The following is a 16,561-nucleotide window of genomic DNA, read 5'->3' on the forward strand; positions in this document are numbered from 1 at the left end:
CTCCCACAGTTTTAACCGCGTCCTGTCAGTGCGTGCCTGGGTTGGCGCGCAGGTGCGCGACCTTTTGTTCCAGGCCTTTCCACGCCGGCGCATTGGGTGCAAAGCGTACGCGCAGGTAGTCGACCAAATCCGCCACCTGGCTATTGGACAAACTGTCCCTGAACCCCGGCATATACCCCAGGTCCTGGGTCGCCGGGTTACTGATGCCTTGCAAAATCACCTTGATCAAATTATCCGGCTGATCGCTGAAAACATTGGTATTGCTCGCCAACGACGGGCTCACCCCAAACAGCTTCGGCCCCAGGCCATCGGCGTGACAAGCCTTGCACGAACCTTCGAATACACGTCGGCCATTCGGGTTCGCAACAGTCGCAACCTGAACGTGCGTCTCGGCAGTCGCCTCCCCCTTGAGCGACGCCAGGTACACCGCCATCGCACGAATATCGGCCTTGGGCAGCTTTGCCAACTCACTCACCACCGGCCCCATCGGGCCTGCTGCCACGCCGTGGGCATCGGAGTAGCCGGTGCTCAGGTAGTTGAACAACTGGTCCTCGGTCCACGGCGTCGGCGCCTTGGACACGCCCGTCAACGCGGGCGCCTCCCAACCATCAACCATGCCTCCAGCCAGGAAGGATTCACCGCCCTTCTGCGCGCCCATCAAGTTGCGCGGCGAGTGGCACGCGGCGCAGTGCCCCAGGCCATTGACCAGGTAATTGCCGCGATTCCATTGCTCACTGCGCTCAGGCTGTGGGGTGATTTCACCCCGCCGCAGGTTCAATGCATTCCAGCCGGCCATCAATGGTCGGATATTGAACGGAAAGCGCATGGCATTCGGCGTTGGCGCCTGGCTCACCGGCGCCTGGGACATCAGGTAGGCATACAGCGCCTGCATGTCCGCCTCATTGATATTGCGAAACGCCGTATAGGGAAACGCCGGGTACAGGTTGCGCCCATCGCGGCCAATGCCGTCACGCATCGCCCGCTCGAATGCCGGGTACGACCAGGCGCCGATGCCGGTTTTCACGTCTGGGGTGATATTGCTGCTGTACAGCGTGCCGAACGGCGTTTGCATGGCCAGCCCGCCGGCATTTGCGGCGCCACCCGGCGCGGTATGGCACACCACGCAATCGCCCACCGCCGCCAGCAAGCGCCCGCGTTCCAGGGTGGCCTTGGACCAGGTGCCCGCGCCGGGCGGCGCAATCGGTGCGATTTCGTTGTGAAACGGCCACGCGGTGGCCAACACTGCGCCCAAGGTGGCAAACAACGCACCGAACCACCACTTCCTGCGTTTTTCCGGCGACTTGGCAGGTTCGCCAAGGGTGCCGGCGTTCAGCGCCGCCAATACCCGCTCGGGGGTTATCGGCAACTCGCGAAAACGAATGCCGGTGGCGTCATAGATCGCATTGGCAATCGCCGCCGCACTCGGCACCGAGGCCGACTCACCGGCGCCCATGGGCGGCTGGTCCTGGCGCGGCATCATCAGCACGTCGATATCGGGCACTTCGGGGAAGGTCAGGATCGGGTAGCCGCCCCACTCCTTGCTCGCCACCGTCGACTCTTCAAAGGTCACCCGCTCCTTGAGCACACGGCTGGTGGACTGGATCACATTGCCGTGGATTTGATGCTGCACGCCCGCCGGGTTGATCATCATCCCCGAGTCATGGCCGATCACCACGCGCGTCACCGACACATCGCCGGTGTGCTTGTCGATGGCCACGTCCGCCACCCACGCCGCCCACGCAGCACCGAAACCGGGGAACTTGCTGTGGATGTAGCGCGCATAGGCAAAGCCGCGACCACGCAACAGGTGGTCCTCGCTGGCGGTTTGCATCGGCGCCGTGCGCGGCGTCCAGCTGGCCCGTTCGGCGGTGGATTTGACCAGGTCGATGGCACGCTCGTCCTTGAGGTAGCGCAGGCGGTATTCCACCGGGTCGACGCCCGCAGCGAAGGCCAACTCGTCGATATAGGATTCATGCGCAAAGGTGTTGGGCAACGCCGACACGCCGCGCATCCACGAGGCGCGCACGATGGGCGCCATGTCGTTGATGGTCACGCGCATATTGTCGATGGCGTAGGGCGGGATCGAGGTGCGGTCGCCCATCTCGAACATCGCCGCCACCGGCTCGACGCGGCCAGTCAGCAACAGCGCCAGGGTCGGCGCGCCGTTGGACGGGTAGCTGGTTTCAAAATCATAGGCGGCAATGCTGCCGTCGGCGTTGAGCCCGCCGTCCACGTCCATCAACTGCGCGGTGCCCTTGGGCTCCCACAGGTGCTCCTGTTCGCGGGTCAGTTGCACCCGCACCGGCTTGCCCACCGCGCGCGACAGCAGCAACGCATCGGCGCACACATCGTCCGCGCAGTTACGCCCGTAACAGCCGGCGGCTTCCATGCGGATCACGTCGATCAGTGCTTCGTCGCATTCCAGCAACCACGCCAAATCGGCGCGCAGCAGGTGCGGGTTCTGGCTGCCCGACCACACGCGGCTGCCGGTTGCTTGATAGTCCGCCACCCCGCACGAGGGCCCGATCGAGCCATGCATCTGGTACGGCCACAAATAGCTGCGCGGCATGCGCTGGCTGGCGCCCGCCAAGGCTTCATCGACATTGCCCTGGTCGAGCACCGTGCGGCGTACCCGTGGGTTGTCGCGGATGGCTTGCTCGACATCGCGCATGTCCGGCAAGGCGTTGTTCCACGGCTTCCAGTGCACCTGGAGTTCGTGGGCGGCCTTGATCGCCTGTTCTTCGCGCAACGCCACCACGCCGATAAAATCGCGAATCACCACCACCGCGACAATGCCGGGGATATGCGCGATGGACGCCTCATCCACACTCAGCAGGCTGTTGCCGACAAAATCGCCGCAGTCGAGCCCGGCATACGGTGGGCGGACCACGCGGCCATGGAGCATGTCCGGCACACGCATGTCGTGCACATAGGTCAGCTCGCCAGTGGCCTTGCCGGGAATATCCACGCGCGCGGCGCTCTTGCCGACCAGGCGGTAATCCTCAACGGGTTTTAATGGCGCCTCGCCGCTGATGCGCAACTGATCATGCTGGCCGCTGACCAACTCGCCGTAGGTGATGGTACGCCCGTCGGCGGCATGCACAACCCCGGCTTCAACCTTGAGGCTGCCGGTGCTCACGCCCCAGCGCCCCGCTGCGCGCGCGAGCAAAAAACGCCGTGCTTCGGCGGCCGCATTGCGCAGCGGGACCGCCGAAATCTGCAAGGTCGCACTGGCGATGGTGGCGCCCTGGTTGGGCGCGCGCTCGGTATCGCCCAGGACCATCTTGACCTGCTGCAGGTTCAGGTCCAACTCCTCGGCCACCATCTGCGCGAGCGCGGTGCGAATGCCGGTGCCCAGGTCCACATGGCCGTTGAAGGCATACACCAGGCCGTCATCGTTTACCGCGATGAACAATCCCAGCTCCTTGGGTTTAACGGTGGGGGTGCCGCCCTTGGCCACCGGGCCTGAAGGTGGCAGCACATCATCGACAATCAATAAGACGCCAGCCTTGGCCAGCCATTGCTCACGGGACATATCCGTCATGGTCGGCCCTCCACGCTCATAAGGTGCGCGGCACGCAGCACGGCGCGCAGGATTTCGATATGGGTGCCGCAACGGCACAGGTTGCCCGACAGCTCATTGCGCACCTGGGCTTCGCTGGGGTTGGGGTTGCGGTCGAGCAACGCCTTGGCGGTCATGATCATGCCGTTGAGGCAATAACCGCACTGCGCCGCCTGCTCATCGATAAAGGCTTGCTGCACCGGGTGCGGCGCCTGGCGGGTGCCGAGGCCTTCGAGGGTGACAATCTCGCGCCCGGTTGCACCTGCCAGTGGAAACACGCACGACCGCGCCGCCACGCCATCAATGATCACGGTGCAGGCACCGCACTCGCCAAGGCCGCAGCCGTACTTGGGGCCGTTGAGTTGCAGGTCATTGCGCAGCACCAGCAGCAGCGGCGTATCCGCCATCGCACTGACTTCGCGGGTGTGGCCGTTGACCTTGAGGCCAACGGTGATGGGTGGGCTGATCATTCGCTTCGCCTGTATCAGTTGATGAAGCAAGCACTACACGAAACAGTCAAAAAAAAGCGTCGCAACGTTGGGGCCTCACGACACACTTGACACGTGAAGTGACTACTACATGAACTCAGAGCAAAAACGATGCCAAAGGGTGGGCGCTTGTTGTGGGGTGATTGAGCCTATGTGGCGAGCGGGCTTGCCCCGCGTTGGGCTGCGAAGCGGCCCTAAACCCTGACACCGCGGTATTTCAGAAAGATCCAGGTGAGGCCATTGGGGCGGCTACGCCGCCCAACGCGGGGCAAGCCCGCTCGCCACAGGAAGGCCGCTATTCCTGCGGGTCGTCGATCATCTTGCGCAGCAGGAACAGCACCGCCACCCGCTCTGCGGGGTTGAGGTTACTCATGGTCAGCTCGCTGATCTGCGCGGCGCGCGGCGCGGTTTGCGCGACCAGTTCGGCGCCGGCTGGCGACAGGTCGACCACCACTTTGCGTTTGTCCTGAGGGTCTGGCTCCAGGGTAATCAGCGCCTTGCTCTTGAGCCGCTCGACGATACCGCGAATGGTCGCCTGGTCGACGGCCGTGGCCTTGACCAGCTCCGTGAGGGAACTTGCACCGTGATCGCGCAGCGCACACAGGGTAACGAACTGCACGGCGGTGAGCTGCGAGTCGCCGACATTCTGCTGAAAGATCGCCAAATGGCGCTGGTAGGCCTTGCGCAGCAGGTGGCCAACTTGTTCAGAAAAAACGTAGGAATCAGGCACGGCGTGGCTCGGTGGGTGATTGGCGATGGTGGGCATGATGGCGGGGATGGTGAACGGACTCAAGCCTCGAACTGAAGGAACACACTCAAACTGTGGGAGCTGGCTTGCCTGCGATAGCGCCGGGTCAGCCAGCCATGATGTGACTGACAGACCGCTATCGCAGGCAAGCCAGCTCCCACAGTTGAAAACTCAGCGTGCCAGGGACGCTTGCGGTGCAACGACATCGCCGCCGATCACCACCGCCTCATCATCGAGGTACACATCACAATTACGCAGCGGAATATCCATATGGCACGGCGTCTTGCGTGTGCCGCCCACTTCGGTATTCGGCCCGGTGGAGAACAGGAAGTTGCCGTAGAACGCCCGCGCATCCATGCACATGCCGTCGTTTTTGTCGTGCAGGCCCATGGCCGTCCACTGCGCCTTGGGTTGCAAGCCCCAGCCGATATGGGAGATGCCGTACACCTCGGGGTCATTGAAATACTTCATGTAATCGCGCAGGTACTCGGCCTCGAAACCACCGTGGATTTCAGTGATAAAGCCCTTCTCGATCTCCAGGGTGATCTTCTCGCGGGTGTAGGTCTTGAACGGCAGCAGGATGTCGCCGATATCCAGCACCAGCACGCCCTCGGCGGTTTCTTCGTTGGGCCAGGAGAACAGAAAGCCACTCGGCCAATGGTCCCAGCGCCCTGGCTCATCGGCAAAACCGTACTCGGTGACCGACGGGTATTGGCCCAGTGCTGCGCGGAAATCACTGCCCGCGCGGGATTTGACGTGGATCGAGCGGGCTTTTTTCAGCAACTGCTCGGCCGCCAGCACACGCACCTTGTCTGCTTCGGTAGGCAGCATGCGCGCCAGCACCTCCGGCGGCTCCACAGCCAGCAGGATGCGCGTGCCGGTCTTGAGGATCTGCTCCTGCTCCGGCGAGTGCAGCAGCATCATGGTGTCGACGATCAGGTCGGCGGCCTCCAACGCGCGCTGGGCGGCGATATTGCCGGTGAGCGCGGTGTCGCCGCAGTAGGCGGTCATGTCGTTGCCCATGGCCTTCGGGTGGTTGAACGACGGCAATTCCACCGCATACACCTTGGCTCCCAGGCGCTGCGCCGCGTCCATCGCAGCACGCACGGTGCGCGGGTCGGAGTAATGGCTCTTGAGCACGGCGACGCTCTGGGTCGGGTCAACTTTCGACAGTTTCAACACGTGCTCAAACATCTGGGTCAGTTCGCAATCGCTTACCGGCATTTTCCTGTCTCCTGTGGGGCTGCACCAAGTTCAAGCACCGCGCTTCACTCTAGTGCATTTTTATAGCGTGTACGCCAATTAAAAACGATAAGACCCGAATTGAAGACGAACTGCAAGTGGCGCGCCAAAACGTTACCAATCCACACAAACCCTACAGATAAAGACTAAAAACCGTTACAGAGGATAAATACGACCAAAAAATAAAATTTTAAAAGCAGGCTTTCCATTTCAAAAAATGAGCGTATACACTTTAAAAACCTTGCGGACAGATGCCGCCAAAAATCAAAAAGAGAGAGGTTTACGCCCCATGGGAAGCACACAAAAAATCGCCATCGTCGGTGCCGGCCTGGGCGGCGCGGCGGCAGCCACCCTGCTGCAGCAAGCCGGTTTCGATGTCGATATCTATGAACAGGCGCCGGAGTTTTCCCGCTTGGGTGCAGGCATCCACATGGGGCCTAACATCATGAAAATCTTCCGCCGTATGGGCATCGAAAAACAGCTGGACCTGATGGGCTCGCACCCCGAGCATTGGTTCAGCCGTTGCGGCGAAAGTGGTGACTACCTCTCGCGCATCCCACTCACCGGCTACGGTGCTTCCTACATCACCGTGCACCGTGGCGACTTGCACGCATTGCAGATGTCGACCCTCAAACCCGGCACCCTGCACTTCAACAAGCGCCTGGAAACCCTCGAAGAAACCGATACCCAAGTGCGCCTGACCTTTGCCGACGGCGAAGTGACCTACGCCGACATCGTGATCGGCGCCGACGGCATCAACTCCAGGATCCGTGAAGAGCTGCTCGGCGTGGAAAAACCGTTGTACAGCGGCTGGGTCGCGCACCGTGCGCTGATCCGTGGCGACCAGTTGGCCAAGTACGACTTGAAGTTCGAAGATTGCATCAAGTGGTGGACCGAGGACCGCCACATGATGGTCTACTACACCACCGGCAAGCGCGACGAGTACTACTACGTGACCGGCGTGCCCCATGCCGAATGGGACTTCCAGGGCGCATTCGTGGACAGCAGCCGCGAAGAGATGTTCGACGCGTTCAAGGGCTACCACCCCACCGTGCAGGCGCTGATCGAGTCCACCGAAAGCGTGACCAAATGGCCGCTGCGCAACCGTAACCCGTTGCCGCTGTGGAGCCGTGGCCGCCTGGTGTTGCTGGGCGACGCCTGCCACCCGATGAAACCGCATATGGCCCAGGGCGCCGGTATGGCCATCGAAGACGCCGCCATGCTCACCCGTTGCCTGCAGGAAACCGGCATCAGCGACTACCGCACGGCGTTCCAGCTCTACGAAGCCAACCGCAAGGAACGCGCGTCCCGCGTACAAGCGGTGTCCAACGCCAACACCTGGCTGCGCACCCAGGAAGACCCGGCCTGGGTCTACGGTTATGACCTGTACGCCCAGGAGCTGAAATCGGGGGTGGCCGCGTGAGTACCCTTCTGTACGGCGCCCATGTGCAAGCCAATGGCATTCGCCAGCACTACCTGCGCTACGGCGGTAAAGGCCCGGCGCTGATTTTGATCCCGGGCATCACCAGCCCGGCGATTACCTGGGGTTTTGTGGCTGAGCGCCTTGGCACCCGGTTCGACACTTACGTGCTGGATGTGCGCGGGCGCGGTTTGTCGTCCACCGGGCCGCAATTGGACTACAGCGCAAACACCTGCGCCGAGGACATTGGCGCGTTTGCCGATGCATTGGAGCTGGATAGCTACCACCTGGTCGGCCATTCCATGGGCGCGCGGTTTGCCGCGCACAGCGCGGTCATGCACCCCCAGGGCGTCAACCGCGTGGTGCTGATCGACCCGCCAGTGTCCGGCCCCGGCCGGCGTGAATACCCGAGCAAGCTGCCGTGGTACGTCGACTCGATCCGCCAATCGCTGGTCGGCATGGACGCTGATGCGATGCGCGCCTTCTGCGCCACCTGGACCGTCGAGCAACTGCAGTTGCGCGCCGAGTGGCTGCACACCTGTTATGAACCGGCCATCGTGCGTGCCTTCAATGACTTCCACACGGTCGACTTCCACCAGCACCTGCCCAAGCTCAAGGCCCCTGCCCTGTTGATGGTGGCCGGGCGCGGCGGCGTGATCCTCGACGAAGACATCGCCGAAATCCAGGACTTGCAGCCCGCTATCCAGGTCGCCCGCGTGCCGAACGCCGGGCACATGATTCCGTGGGATGACCTTGAGGGCTTTTTTACTGCCCTCGACGGCTTCCTCACACAACAATAAGGACACCACCATGCTCAAGCCTTACCGCATTGGCCAGATCGTGCCGAGCTCCAACACCACCATGGAAACCGAGATCCCGGCGATGCTTAACGCGCGCCAGGCAATCCGCCCCGAACGCTTTACCTTTCACTCCAGCCGCATGCGCATGAAGCAGGTGCGCAAGGAAGAACTGGCGGCCATGGACGGCGAGTCCGACCGCTGCGCCATCGAGCTGTCCGACGCCAAGGTCGACGTGCTGGGTTATGCGTGCCTGGTGGCGATCATGGCCATGGGTCTGGGTTACCACCGCAACTCCGAACAACGCCTGCGTAAAGCCACCGCCGATAACGACGCCAACGCGCCGGTGATCACCAGCGCCGGCGCCTTGATCGAAGGTTTGAACGTGATGGGTGCCAAGCGCATCGCCATCGTCGCGCCGTACATGAAGCCGCTGACCGAACTGGTGGTGAACTACATCCGCGAAGAAGGCTTTGACGTGGTGGACTGGCGCGCCCTGGAGATCCCCGACAACCTCGAAGTGGCGCGCCACGACCCGGCCAACCTGCCGGCGATCGTCGCCGGCATGAACCTGGAAGGTGTGGACGTGATCGTGCTCTCGGCCTGCGTGCAGATGCAGTCGCTGCCGGTGGTGGCCAAGGTTGAAGCGCAAACCGGCAAACCGGTGCTCACGGCGGCCATCGCCACCACCTACGCGATGCTTAAGGCACTGGACCTGGAGCCGATCGTGCCCGGTGCCGGTGCCCTGCTCTCCGGCGCTTACTGACACTTGTGGCGAATGAGCTTATGTGGCGAGCGAGCTTATGTGGCGAGCGAGCTTGCTCGCGCTGGGCTGCGAAGCGGCCCCAAAAAAGCGGGAGCGCTGCGCACTCCAGCGCGAGCAAGCTCGCTCGCCAGACAAAAATGAGGGGTTGAGATGATGAGTGAACAATCCGCCGACGCCAACTACCAGGGCGTCTGGGGCAATCGCATCGGCTTCGGCAAAAAATCCGCGCTGCTGATGATCGACTTTATGCAGGGCTACACCACCGAAGGCGCGCCGTTGTATGCCCCTGAAGTGGTGGTGGCCGTGACTGAAAGCATCGAGCTGCTGGCCATTGCTCGCCAGCACGGGATTACGGTGGTGCACACCAATATCCGCTACCATCCCGGCCATTTCGCCGATGGCGGTATCTGGGTCAAGAAAGCCCCGGTGATGAAAGACATGGTCGAGGGCAACCCACTCGCCGCGTTCTGTACCGAGGTGTTGCCCCAGGCGGATGAAGTGGTGATCACCAAGCAGTACGCCAGCGCTTTCTTCGGCAGCAGCCTGGCCCCGATGCTGCACGCCCAAGGCATCGACACCGTGGTGCTGGCCGGCTGTTCCACCAGCGGCTGCATCCGCGCCACAGCCGTGGATGCGGTGCAGCATGGGTTTCGCACCATCGTCGTGCGCGAATGCGTCGGCGACCGACACCCGGCGCCCCATGCAGCCAATCTGTTCGACATCGACAGTAAGTATGGCGATGTGGTGAGCAAGCAGGAGGCGATGAGCAAGTTCAAGGAGCAATAAACGGTTACGAAGAACTGCGCCATAGAGCGCGGTCTTGCACAAAACTGTGAGCCGCCCCCGCCCGACGGTGGGAGCTGGCTTGCCTGCGATGGCGGAGTGTCAGGCAACATAATTGTTGCTGATCCACCGCTATCGCAGGCAAGCCAGCTCCCACATTGAAAAGCCGGTGCAGCTTTCAGTCTTCTGTCACTGCCTTTGGAAGTCGCTTCTACAGCACTCCAAAGTGCTGGAAAAAAGCGGCTGTATAAAAACCATAAGTCACCGCCAGGAGACACCCAAATGCCCATTGCGAATGCAGCGCCCGCGACTACGGTCGCCGATCCCGTTACCACGCTCTACCACAAGATCACCTGGAAGCTGATTCCGTTCCTGTGTTTCTGCTACCTGGCCGCCTACCTGGACCGCATCAACATCGGCTTCGCCAAGTTGCAGATGCTCGACCAGCTGCACTTCAGCGAAACCGCGTTCGGCCTGGGTGCCGGCTTGTTTTTCGTCGGCTATATCATCTTTGAAGTGCCCAGCAACCTGGTACTTGAACGGGTCGGCGCGAAGATCTGGATCGCGCGCATCATGATCACCTGGGGCCTGCTCTCGGCCTGCACCATGCTGGTCACCTCCACCACCCAGTTCTACATCCTGCGCTTTTTGCTTGGCGCCGCCGAAGCGGGCTTTTTGCCGGGCGTGTTGTATTACCTGACCACCTGGTTCCCGACGCACCGACGCGGGCGCATCATCGCGCTGTTCATGATCGGCCTGCCGTTGTCCAGCGTCATCGGCGGCCCGCTGTCAGGTTGGATCATGGGCCACTTTGACAACCTGGGCGGCTTGCGTGGCTGGCAGTGGCTGTTCCTGATCGAAGCGGTGCCCAGCGTCCTGCTTGGCGTGCTGACCTTCTGGGCACTGCCCAATACGTTCCAGCAGGCCAAATGGCTGTCGGACGAAGAAAAAGCCTTGCTGGAAAACGAATTGCGCAAGGACGAAGCCGACGCCACCGGCAGCAAGCACAGCTTCCGTGACGGCTTCTTCAACCTCAAAGTGTGGATGCTCGGCGGCATCGACTTCTCGATCCTGCTCAGCGCCTATGCCATGGGGTTCTGGATGCCGACCTTCATCCGCAACGCCGGGGTGACCGACACCTTCCACATCGGCGTGCTGACTGCATTGCCCAGCGTTGCCGCATTGCTGGGCATGCTGCTGATCGGCGCCAGCTCCGACAAACACCGCGAACGCCGCTGGCACATCATCGTGCCGTTCTTCATCGGCGCAGCGGCGATGGCCACCAGCACGTTCTTTACCCATAGCGTGGTCGCCACCGTGTTGCTGTTCGCCATCGCGTCAGCCGCAATCATCGGCGCCGTGCCGGTGTTTTTCAGCCTGCCGGCAACCTTCCTCAAAGGCACCGCAGCGGCCACCGGCTTTGCCCTGGCCTGTTCAGTGGCGAATATCGCAGGCCTGGTCAGCAACTCGTTGATGGGGGTCGCGATCGACGTCACCGGCAGCAGTGCGGGTGCCTTGTGGTTTTTCGCCGGCTGCCTGATTCTCAGCAGCTTCCTGGTCATCGCCTTGCCGGCGAAACTGGTGAACCGTTAATAACAACAATTTTTTGCGGATGAATCACCCTGCCGACGAAGCAGAAGCAGAAATTCTGGGAGGGCTACGTCAATCTGGTGGCGCTGCCAACGCCCGTAAAACCCTGACGGTTTAACGCAGAACATGATCTAAATATGGGAGCGGGCTTGCTGTGGCGAGGTAGCTTGTCGAATCGTCGAACCTTCCTTTCGACAGCGAAGCTGGAGCCGGCTTCTTGGGGGCGCTTCGCACCCCAGCGCAAGCAAGCTTGCTCGCCACAGAAAGCCCGCTCACCTATTGGACTTGTGACATGCCCGCAGTATCTGCAACAGCCTCACCGCCAGCTCAGTGGCCTGTTGCGCCGTCGCCACATTGGTAAAGCCCATCAACAAACCCTGCCCACCCCCCGGTTCAAGGGCCCAAGACGACAGTGCGTTAACCGCCAAGCCCGTCTCATTGGCTGCCTTGGCAACCACACGATCCGGCACGGGCACCAGCAACCGGGCCAACAGGTTAATCCCCCCGGCCTGTTCATCCACGCGTACAAAATCCGCGCAATGTGCCTGTAACGCGGCCACCAAAAAGCCCCTTCGCAACGCATACAACTGACGCATCTTCTTCAAATGCCGGGTGAAGTGGCCCTGCTCGAGAAAATCCGCCGCCGTCAGCTGCAACAACTGCGCACCGCGCTGCTGCAAGGCCTCGGCGCTGCGCCCGAACACCTCCACCAACGCCGCCGGCACCACCAGATAGCCCAAGCGCAAGCCCGGAAACAGCATCTTGCTGAAGCTCCCGGCATGAATCACCCGGTCGTGCACGTCCTGGCTCTTGAGCGCCGCCAATGGCTGGCCGTGGTAGCGAAACTCACTGTCGTAATCATCCTCCAGCACCCAACTGCCCTGCGCTTGCGCCCAGGCCAGCAAAGCCTGGCGCCGCGCCAGGCTCAACGCCACACCCAGCGGGCTCTGGTGGGCCGGCGTGACAATCGCCAATCGCGCCTGCGGCTCACGCTGGATGCCCTGCGCCACATCCAGCCCATCACGGTCGACCGGCACCGGCACCAGCTCAACCCCTTGATGGAGCAACAACTGCCGCGCATGCACATAACCTGGGTCTTCGTACCAGCAGCGCTGCCCGGCCATCTGCAGTGCGTCGCACATCAACGTCAGTGAGCCGGCATACCCCGAACAGATAAATACCTGTTGGGGCGTGCATTCCACGCCCCGGTACAGCGCGAGATAACTGGCAATCGCCACGCGCAACGCCTGGGCGCCGCGCACATCGCCCATGGCCAGGCTGTCGGCGTCGGTGCGGCGTACCTGCTGGGTGACCAGCCGCGCCCAAAGCTTGCGCGGGAAGGCATCCAGCGCCGGCTGGCCCATTTGCAAGGCTGGCGGCGCCGATGTCGGTGGCGGTGCGACGGGCTGGGGCTTCATTGCCACCTGCGGCAATGTCCGCGCAATCACGGTGCCCGCCTGCCCACGCGCCTCGAAAAAACCCTCGCTGACCAGCAACTGGTAAGCCGCCTCCACGGTCCCGCGGGCGAGCTTGAGTTCCAGCGCCAGGCTGCGCACCGACGGCACCCGATCACCGGGGCCGAGTTGGCCCTGGTCGATGGCCAGGCGGAAGCGGCGGTAGATTTCCTGATATTTGGGCAATGACGACATCACAAGGGGGCTCGGCAGGACGACAAGGTGGAGTCTGATCATGTCCCAACCCACTTGTCCAATCATGCCCCTGTCGAGCAACCCGGCCACCACCGAAAATGGCGCATCTCTTAACGCAACCCAAGGATCACCCATGAAACACCGTCTCGATTACGGCCACGCCGCCCCTGTTGGTTACAAGGCCCTGGGCGCCGTGCACAGCTATGTCCATGGCTGTGGCCTGGAGAAAGAACTGATTGAACTGGTGTACCTGCGAGTTTCGCAGCTCCAATGGCTGCGCCTATTGCCTGGACTCACATTCCCGCGACCTGCTCAAGCAAGGCGTGAGCCTGGAAAAGATCATGCTGCTGGCCGCCTGGCATGAAGCCCTGCCGCTGTTCACGGTGCGTGAACAAGCCGCCCTGGCCTGGGCCGAAGTGGTCACCCAGGTGGCGCAAACCCACGTGCCGGACGCCGATTACGCCGCCGTGGCCAAGGTGTTCAACGACAAGGAAATCGCCGACCTGACCCTGGCCATTTCCTTGATGAACGCCTTGAACCGCGTGGCCATCAGTTTTCGTAAAGTACCGGAGGCGATCAAGGCCCACCTGGAGAACCTCAATGACCAATGAGCACGTCGAGTTCGCCCTCATGGAAACCGAGGCCGACTGCATTGCAAGCTTTGCCGTGATGCAGCAACTGCGCCCGCACCTGGCCGACGCCGCCCGTTTCGCCGCACAGGTTCAGCGCCAGCGCCGGCACGGCTATCACCTGCTGGCCGCGCGTGAACACGGCAAGGTCATTGGCCTGGCCGGCTATCGCCTGACGGAAAACACCCTGTACGGCGAGTTTATCTACGTCGATGACTTGGTGGTGGACGCCACCTTGCAGCGCCGTCGCCTGGGCGAGCAGTTGCTCGACCGGGTCCGCGCAGAAACCCGCGCCCGGGGTTATCGTTACCTGGTGCTGGATACCGGCCTGCATATGGCCCTGGCCCAGCGTTTCTACTTTCGCCAAGGCCTGCTGCCGCGAGGCATGCACTTTTCCCAGGACCTGAGCCTATGACCCGCGCCCTGCTCCTCAGCTTCAGCCCCCACGGCAAGGCCGCGCAGACCTTCAAGCTGGCCCGTGCCCTGCTCAACGACCTGGTGCCCGGCGCCGACGTCATCGAGCGCGACTACGGCAGCCAGGCGCTGGCGCCGCTGACCCGTGAATACGCGAACGCACTCACCACCCCTGGCGGCTTGAGTGGCAGCGCCACGGCGTTGTCGGAACAGTTGATCGTCGAACTGGAAGCCTGCGACCTGTTGATCGTCTGCACGCCGGTGCACAACTTCACCGTGCCGGCGGCGCTCAAGGTCTGGATCGACCATGTGGTGCGCATTCATCGCAGCTTCACCATCAATGCGCAGTTCGAAAAGATCGGCCTGCTCAAGGACCGACGCACCTTTGTGCTGGTCAGCAGCGGCAATGCGCGCAAGGGTCATGAGCCGGACTTTCTCACGCCGTACATGACCACCATCCTGTCTACGGTGGGTATCCATTCGGTGGACTTCGTTTACCTGGGCGCCATGGTGCGCGGCGAAGAAGCGGTGGCCCGCGCCGTGGAACAGGCACACCGGCAGCTGTCGGCGGCAATCAGCACTGGCCTATAAAATTAATGGCGCTAGAATCAGCGCCATTCCTGCACCTGCCTCCCTGATACGAGCCTCCCATGCGCTTTGATTTCGACACGATCCACCCCCGCCAAGGCACCGGCAGCACCAAGTGGAACCGATACCCGCAAGACGTTCTGCCGATGTGGATCGCCGACATGGATATCGCTGCGCCACCCGCCGTCCTGCACGCCCTGCACGCACGTCTCGACCAGCAGGTCCTGGGCTACAGCGTGGCTGGCCCGGATGTGCGCGAAGCCATCATCGCGGACCTGTGGGCCAAGTACGCCTGGCGCGTACAGCCTGAAGAGTTGCTGTTCCTGCCCGGTGTCGAGCCTGGTTTCAATATGGCCCTGCATGCGTTCGTACAGCCGGGCCAGCCCGTAGTGCTGCAAACCCCGAACTACCGGCCGATCCGCCTGGCACCGGGCCACTGGAACCTGCCGCGTATCGAAGTGCCGTTTGAATTGATCAATGGCGAGTACGTCACCCCCATGCCCGCCATGCGCCAGGCGCTGAGCGGCGCCGGTGCGCTGCTGCTGAGTAACCCGCACAACCCGGTGGGCAAGGTCTTTGCTCATGAAGAATTGCTGGCCGTGGCCAATGCCTGCCTGGACAACGGCACACTGATCATCAGTGACGAAATCCATGCCGAGCTGTGCTTTGACGGCCGTCGCCATATTCCCACCGCCAGCCTCAGCACCGAGATCGCCCAACGCACCGTTACCCTGATGTCGGCGAGCAAGGCCTATAACGTCGCCGGCCTGAAGACCTGCTTTGCCGTGGTGCAAAATGCCGAGGTGCGCGAGCGCTTCAACAATGCCCGCTGCGGCATGGTCGACAGCGTCAGCCCGCTGGGCCTGGAAGCCACCCGCGCCGCCTACAGCCAATGCAGCGAATGGCTGGACGCACTGGTGCAGTACCTGCAAGCCAACCGTGATTATCTGCTGCACGCCGTGCAAAACCGCTTGCCCGGCGTGGTGATGCACGCGCCACAAGGCACCTACCTGGCCTGGCTGGATTGCAGCGCCCTGGGCCTCGCCGACCCACAGCAGTTCTTCCTGGAACAGGCCAAGGTCGGACTGAGCGCAGGCATCGAATTCGGTGATGACAGCCAGCAGTTCGTGCGCCTGAACTTCGGCTGCCCACGATTGATGCTCGAAGAGGGTTTGCAACGCATGGAACGTGCGCTGCGTCTGCGCTGAAACGCAGACGCATCAGTCGGGCGGCGCTGGCCCACGCACTATCTGAACAGACATAGAACAATGTGGGAGCTGGCTTGCCTGCGATAGCGAATTAATATTCGCCACGTTTATGACTGATAAACCGCCATCGCAGGCACGCCAGCTCCCACACTTGCGAACACATTTACAGCTTGGCAATCGACACTTCAGTCGACTTCACAAAGGCAATCACTTCACTGCCCACTTTCAATTCCAGGTCACGCACCGAGCGGGTGGTGATCACTGAGGTGACGATGCCGGAGGCGGTTTGCACGTCGATTTCAGACACCACTTCGCCCAGCAGAATTTCCTTGATCACGCCCTTGAACTGGTTGCGCACGTTGATCGCTTTGATGGTCATGTCGGCTTTCCTTTTGGCTGTTGGGTCAATCCGCACGAATGCGCAGGCCCTCAAAATGCGTCATCCGCACCAACATTAAAAGGAATATATAAGTCTTTATTTATACGATATAGATATATACAAGGTGTTCGCCTGCCAACAGCCGTTCAACACTTTGCCCTCTCCCGCTACAGCCGAATCAGCAGAACCCCGCGCAATCCGCTGCGTACAAGGTGGCACAGAGACTGCATATTCCTTTAAAGCATGATGGAACATGCCGTTTCAGTTTTCTGAATATAAGAAAAGCCTTCTCTCAACG

14 protein-coding genes and 1 pseudogene are annotated in these 16,561 nt (G+C 61.8%); 9 read left to right on the plus strand and 6 right to left on the minus strand.

All coding sequences use genetic code 11. From position 1 onward, the window contains the following. Positions 1 to 25: 25 nt before the first annotated feature. The 4 genes from QF043_RS14920 to QF043_RS14935 form a co-directional block, all read right to left on the minus strand. Entirely contained in the window at positions 26 to 3,544 is a 3,519-nt protein-coding gene (locus QF043_RS14920; RefSeq protein ID WP_307419122.1) for a molybdopterin cofactor-binding domain-containing protein, read from the minus strand. After that, on the minus strand, positions 3,541 to 4,032 hold the full coding sequence (locus QF043_RS14925) for a (2Fe-2S)-binding protein (RefSeq protein WP_058419672.1): 492 nt from the start codon (positions 4,030 to 4,032) through the stop codon (positions 3,541 to 3,543). The genes QF043_RS14920 and QF043_RS14925 overlap by 4 nt, the downstream gene beginning before the upstream one ends. A 313-nt stretch (positions 4,033 to 4,345) precedes the next feature. Further along, entirely contained in the window at positions 4,346 to 4,780 is a 435-nt protein-coding gene (locus QF043_RS14930; RefSeq protein WP_082463654.1) for a MarR family winged helix-turn-helix transcriptional regulator, read from the minus strand. Positions 4,781 to 4,969: 189 nt separating this feature from the next. After that, a complete protein-coding gene (locus QF043_RS14935; protein WP_307419123.1) occupies positions 4,970 to 6,022 on the minus strand; it encodes a 2,5-dihydroxypyridine 5,6-dioxygenase in 1,053 nt (350 codons plus the stop codon). A 307-nt stretch (positions 6,023 to 6,329) separates the two neighbouring features. Here QF043_RS14935 and QF043_RS14940 point away from each other — a divergent pair, with 307 nt between their 5' ends. From QF043_RS14940 to QF043_RS14960, 5 genes are all read left to right on the plus strand, one after another. Next, the gene (locus tag QF043_RS14940) at positions 6,330 to 7,463 is read left to right on the plus strand and encodes an FAD-dependent monooxygenase (protein ID WP_099549879.1); all 1,134 of its coding nucleotides are present in this window, start codon (positions 6,330 to 6,332) and stop codon (positions 7,461 to 7,463) included. Then, complete coding sequence (locus QF043_RS14945) at positions 7,460 to 8,260, plus strand: alpha/beta fold hydrolase (RefSeq protein WP_307419125.1); 801 nt, start codon at positions 7,460 to 7,462, stop codon at positions 8,258 to 8,260. Before QF043_RS14940 ends, QF043_RS14945 begins: the two co-directional genes overlap by 4 nt. A gap of 10 nt (positions 8,261 to 8,270) precedes the next feature. After that, positions 8,271 to 9,023 carry an Asp/Glu racemase gene (locus QF043_RS14950; RefSeq protein ID WP_307419126.1) on the plus strand — a complete coding sequence of 251 codons (753 nt, stop codon included), beginning with the start codon at positions 8,271 to 8,273 and terminating at the stop codon, positions 9,021 to 9,023. Between the two features lie 153 nt (positions 9,024 to 9,176). Then, positions 9,177 to 9,809, plus strand: coding sequence for an N-carbamoylsarcosine amidohydrolase (locus QF043_RS14955; protein WP_307419127.1), 633 nt, complete (start codon positions 9,177 to 9,179; stop codon positions 9,807 to 9,809). 279 nt (positions 9,810 to 10,088) lie between these two features. Beyond that, a complete protein-coding gene (locus QF043_RS14960) occupies positions 10,089 to 11,399 on the plus strand; it encodes an MFS transporter (protein ID WP_307419128.1) in 1,311 nt (436 codons plus the stop codon). A gap of 269 nt (positions 11,400 to 11,668) precedes the next feature. Here the strand turns inward: QF043_RS14960 and QF043_RS14965 are convergent, their stop codons facing one another. Continuing rightward, positions 11,669 to 13,045 (minus strand): PLP-dependent aminotransferase family protein, encoded by a 1,377-nt coding sequence (locus tag QF043_RS14965; RefSeq protein WP_307419129.1) that lies wholly within the window; start codon positions 13,043 to 13,045, stop codon positions 11,669 to 11,671. A gap of 133 nt (positions 13,046 to 13,178) precedes the next feature. On the opposite strand from QF043_RS14965, the pseudogene QF043_RS14970 reads away from it, so the two are divergent. From QF043_RS14970 to QF043_RS14985, 4 genes and pseudogenes are all read left to right on the plus strand, one after another. Continuing rightward, positions 13,179 to 13,656: pseudogene (locus tag QF043_RS14970) on the plus strand (carboxymuconolactone decarboxylase family protein). Continuing rightward, positions 13,646 to 14,089, plus strand: a complete 444-nt coding sequence (locus tag QF043_RS14975; protein WP_307419130.1) for a GNAT family N-acetyltransferase — start codon at positions 13,646 to 13,648, stop codon at positions 14,087 to 14,089. The pseudogene QF043_RS14970 and the gene QF043_RS14975 overlap by 11 nt, the downstream one beginning before the upstream one ends. Continuing rightward, positions 14,086 to 14,679 (plus strand): FMN-dependent NADH-azoreductase, encoded by a 594-nt coding sequence (locus tag QF043_RS14980; protein ID WP_307419131.1) that lies wholly within the window; start codon positions 14,086 to 14,088, stop codon positions 14,677 to 14,679. The genes QF043_RS14975 and QF043_RS14980 overlap by 4 nt, the downstream gene beginning before the upstream one ends. A 59-nt stretch (positions 14,680 to 14,738) precedes the next feature. Continuing rightward, entirely contained in the window at positions 14,739 to 15,884 is a 1,146-nt protein-coding gene (locus QF043_RS14985; RefSeq protein WP_307419132.1) for a MalY/PatB family protein, read from the plus strand. A gap of 163 nt (positions 15,885 to 16,047) precedes the next feature. Here the strand turns inward: QF043_RS14985 and QF043_RS14990 are convergent, their stop codons facing one another. Beyond that, the gene (locus tag QF043_RS14990; RefSeq protein ID WP_003173733.1) at positions 16,048 to 16,263 is read right to left on the minus strand and encodes a molybdopterin-binding protein; all 216 of its coding nucleotides are present in this window, start codon (positions 16,261 to 16,263) and stop codon (positions 16,048 to 16,050) included. Between the last annotated feature and the right edge of the window lie 298 nt (positions 16,264 to 16,561).

It is taken from the genome of Pseudomonas sp. W3I7 (assembly GCF_030816095.1).
Taxonomy (GTDB): Bacteria; Pseudomonadota; Gammaproteobacteria; order Pseudomonadales; family Pseudomonadaceae; genus Aquipseudomonas; species Aquipseudomonas salomonii.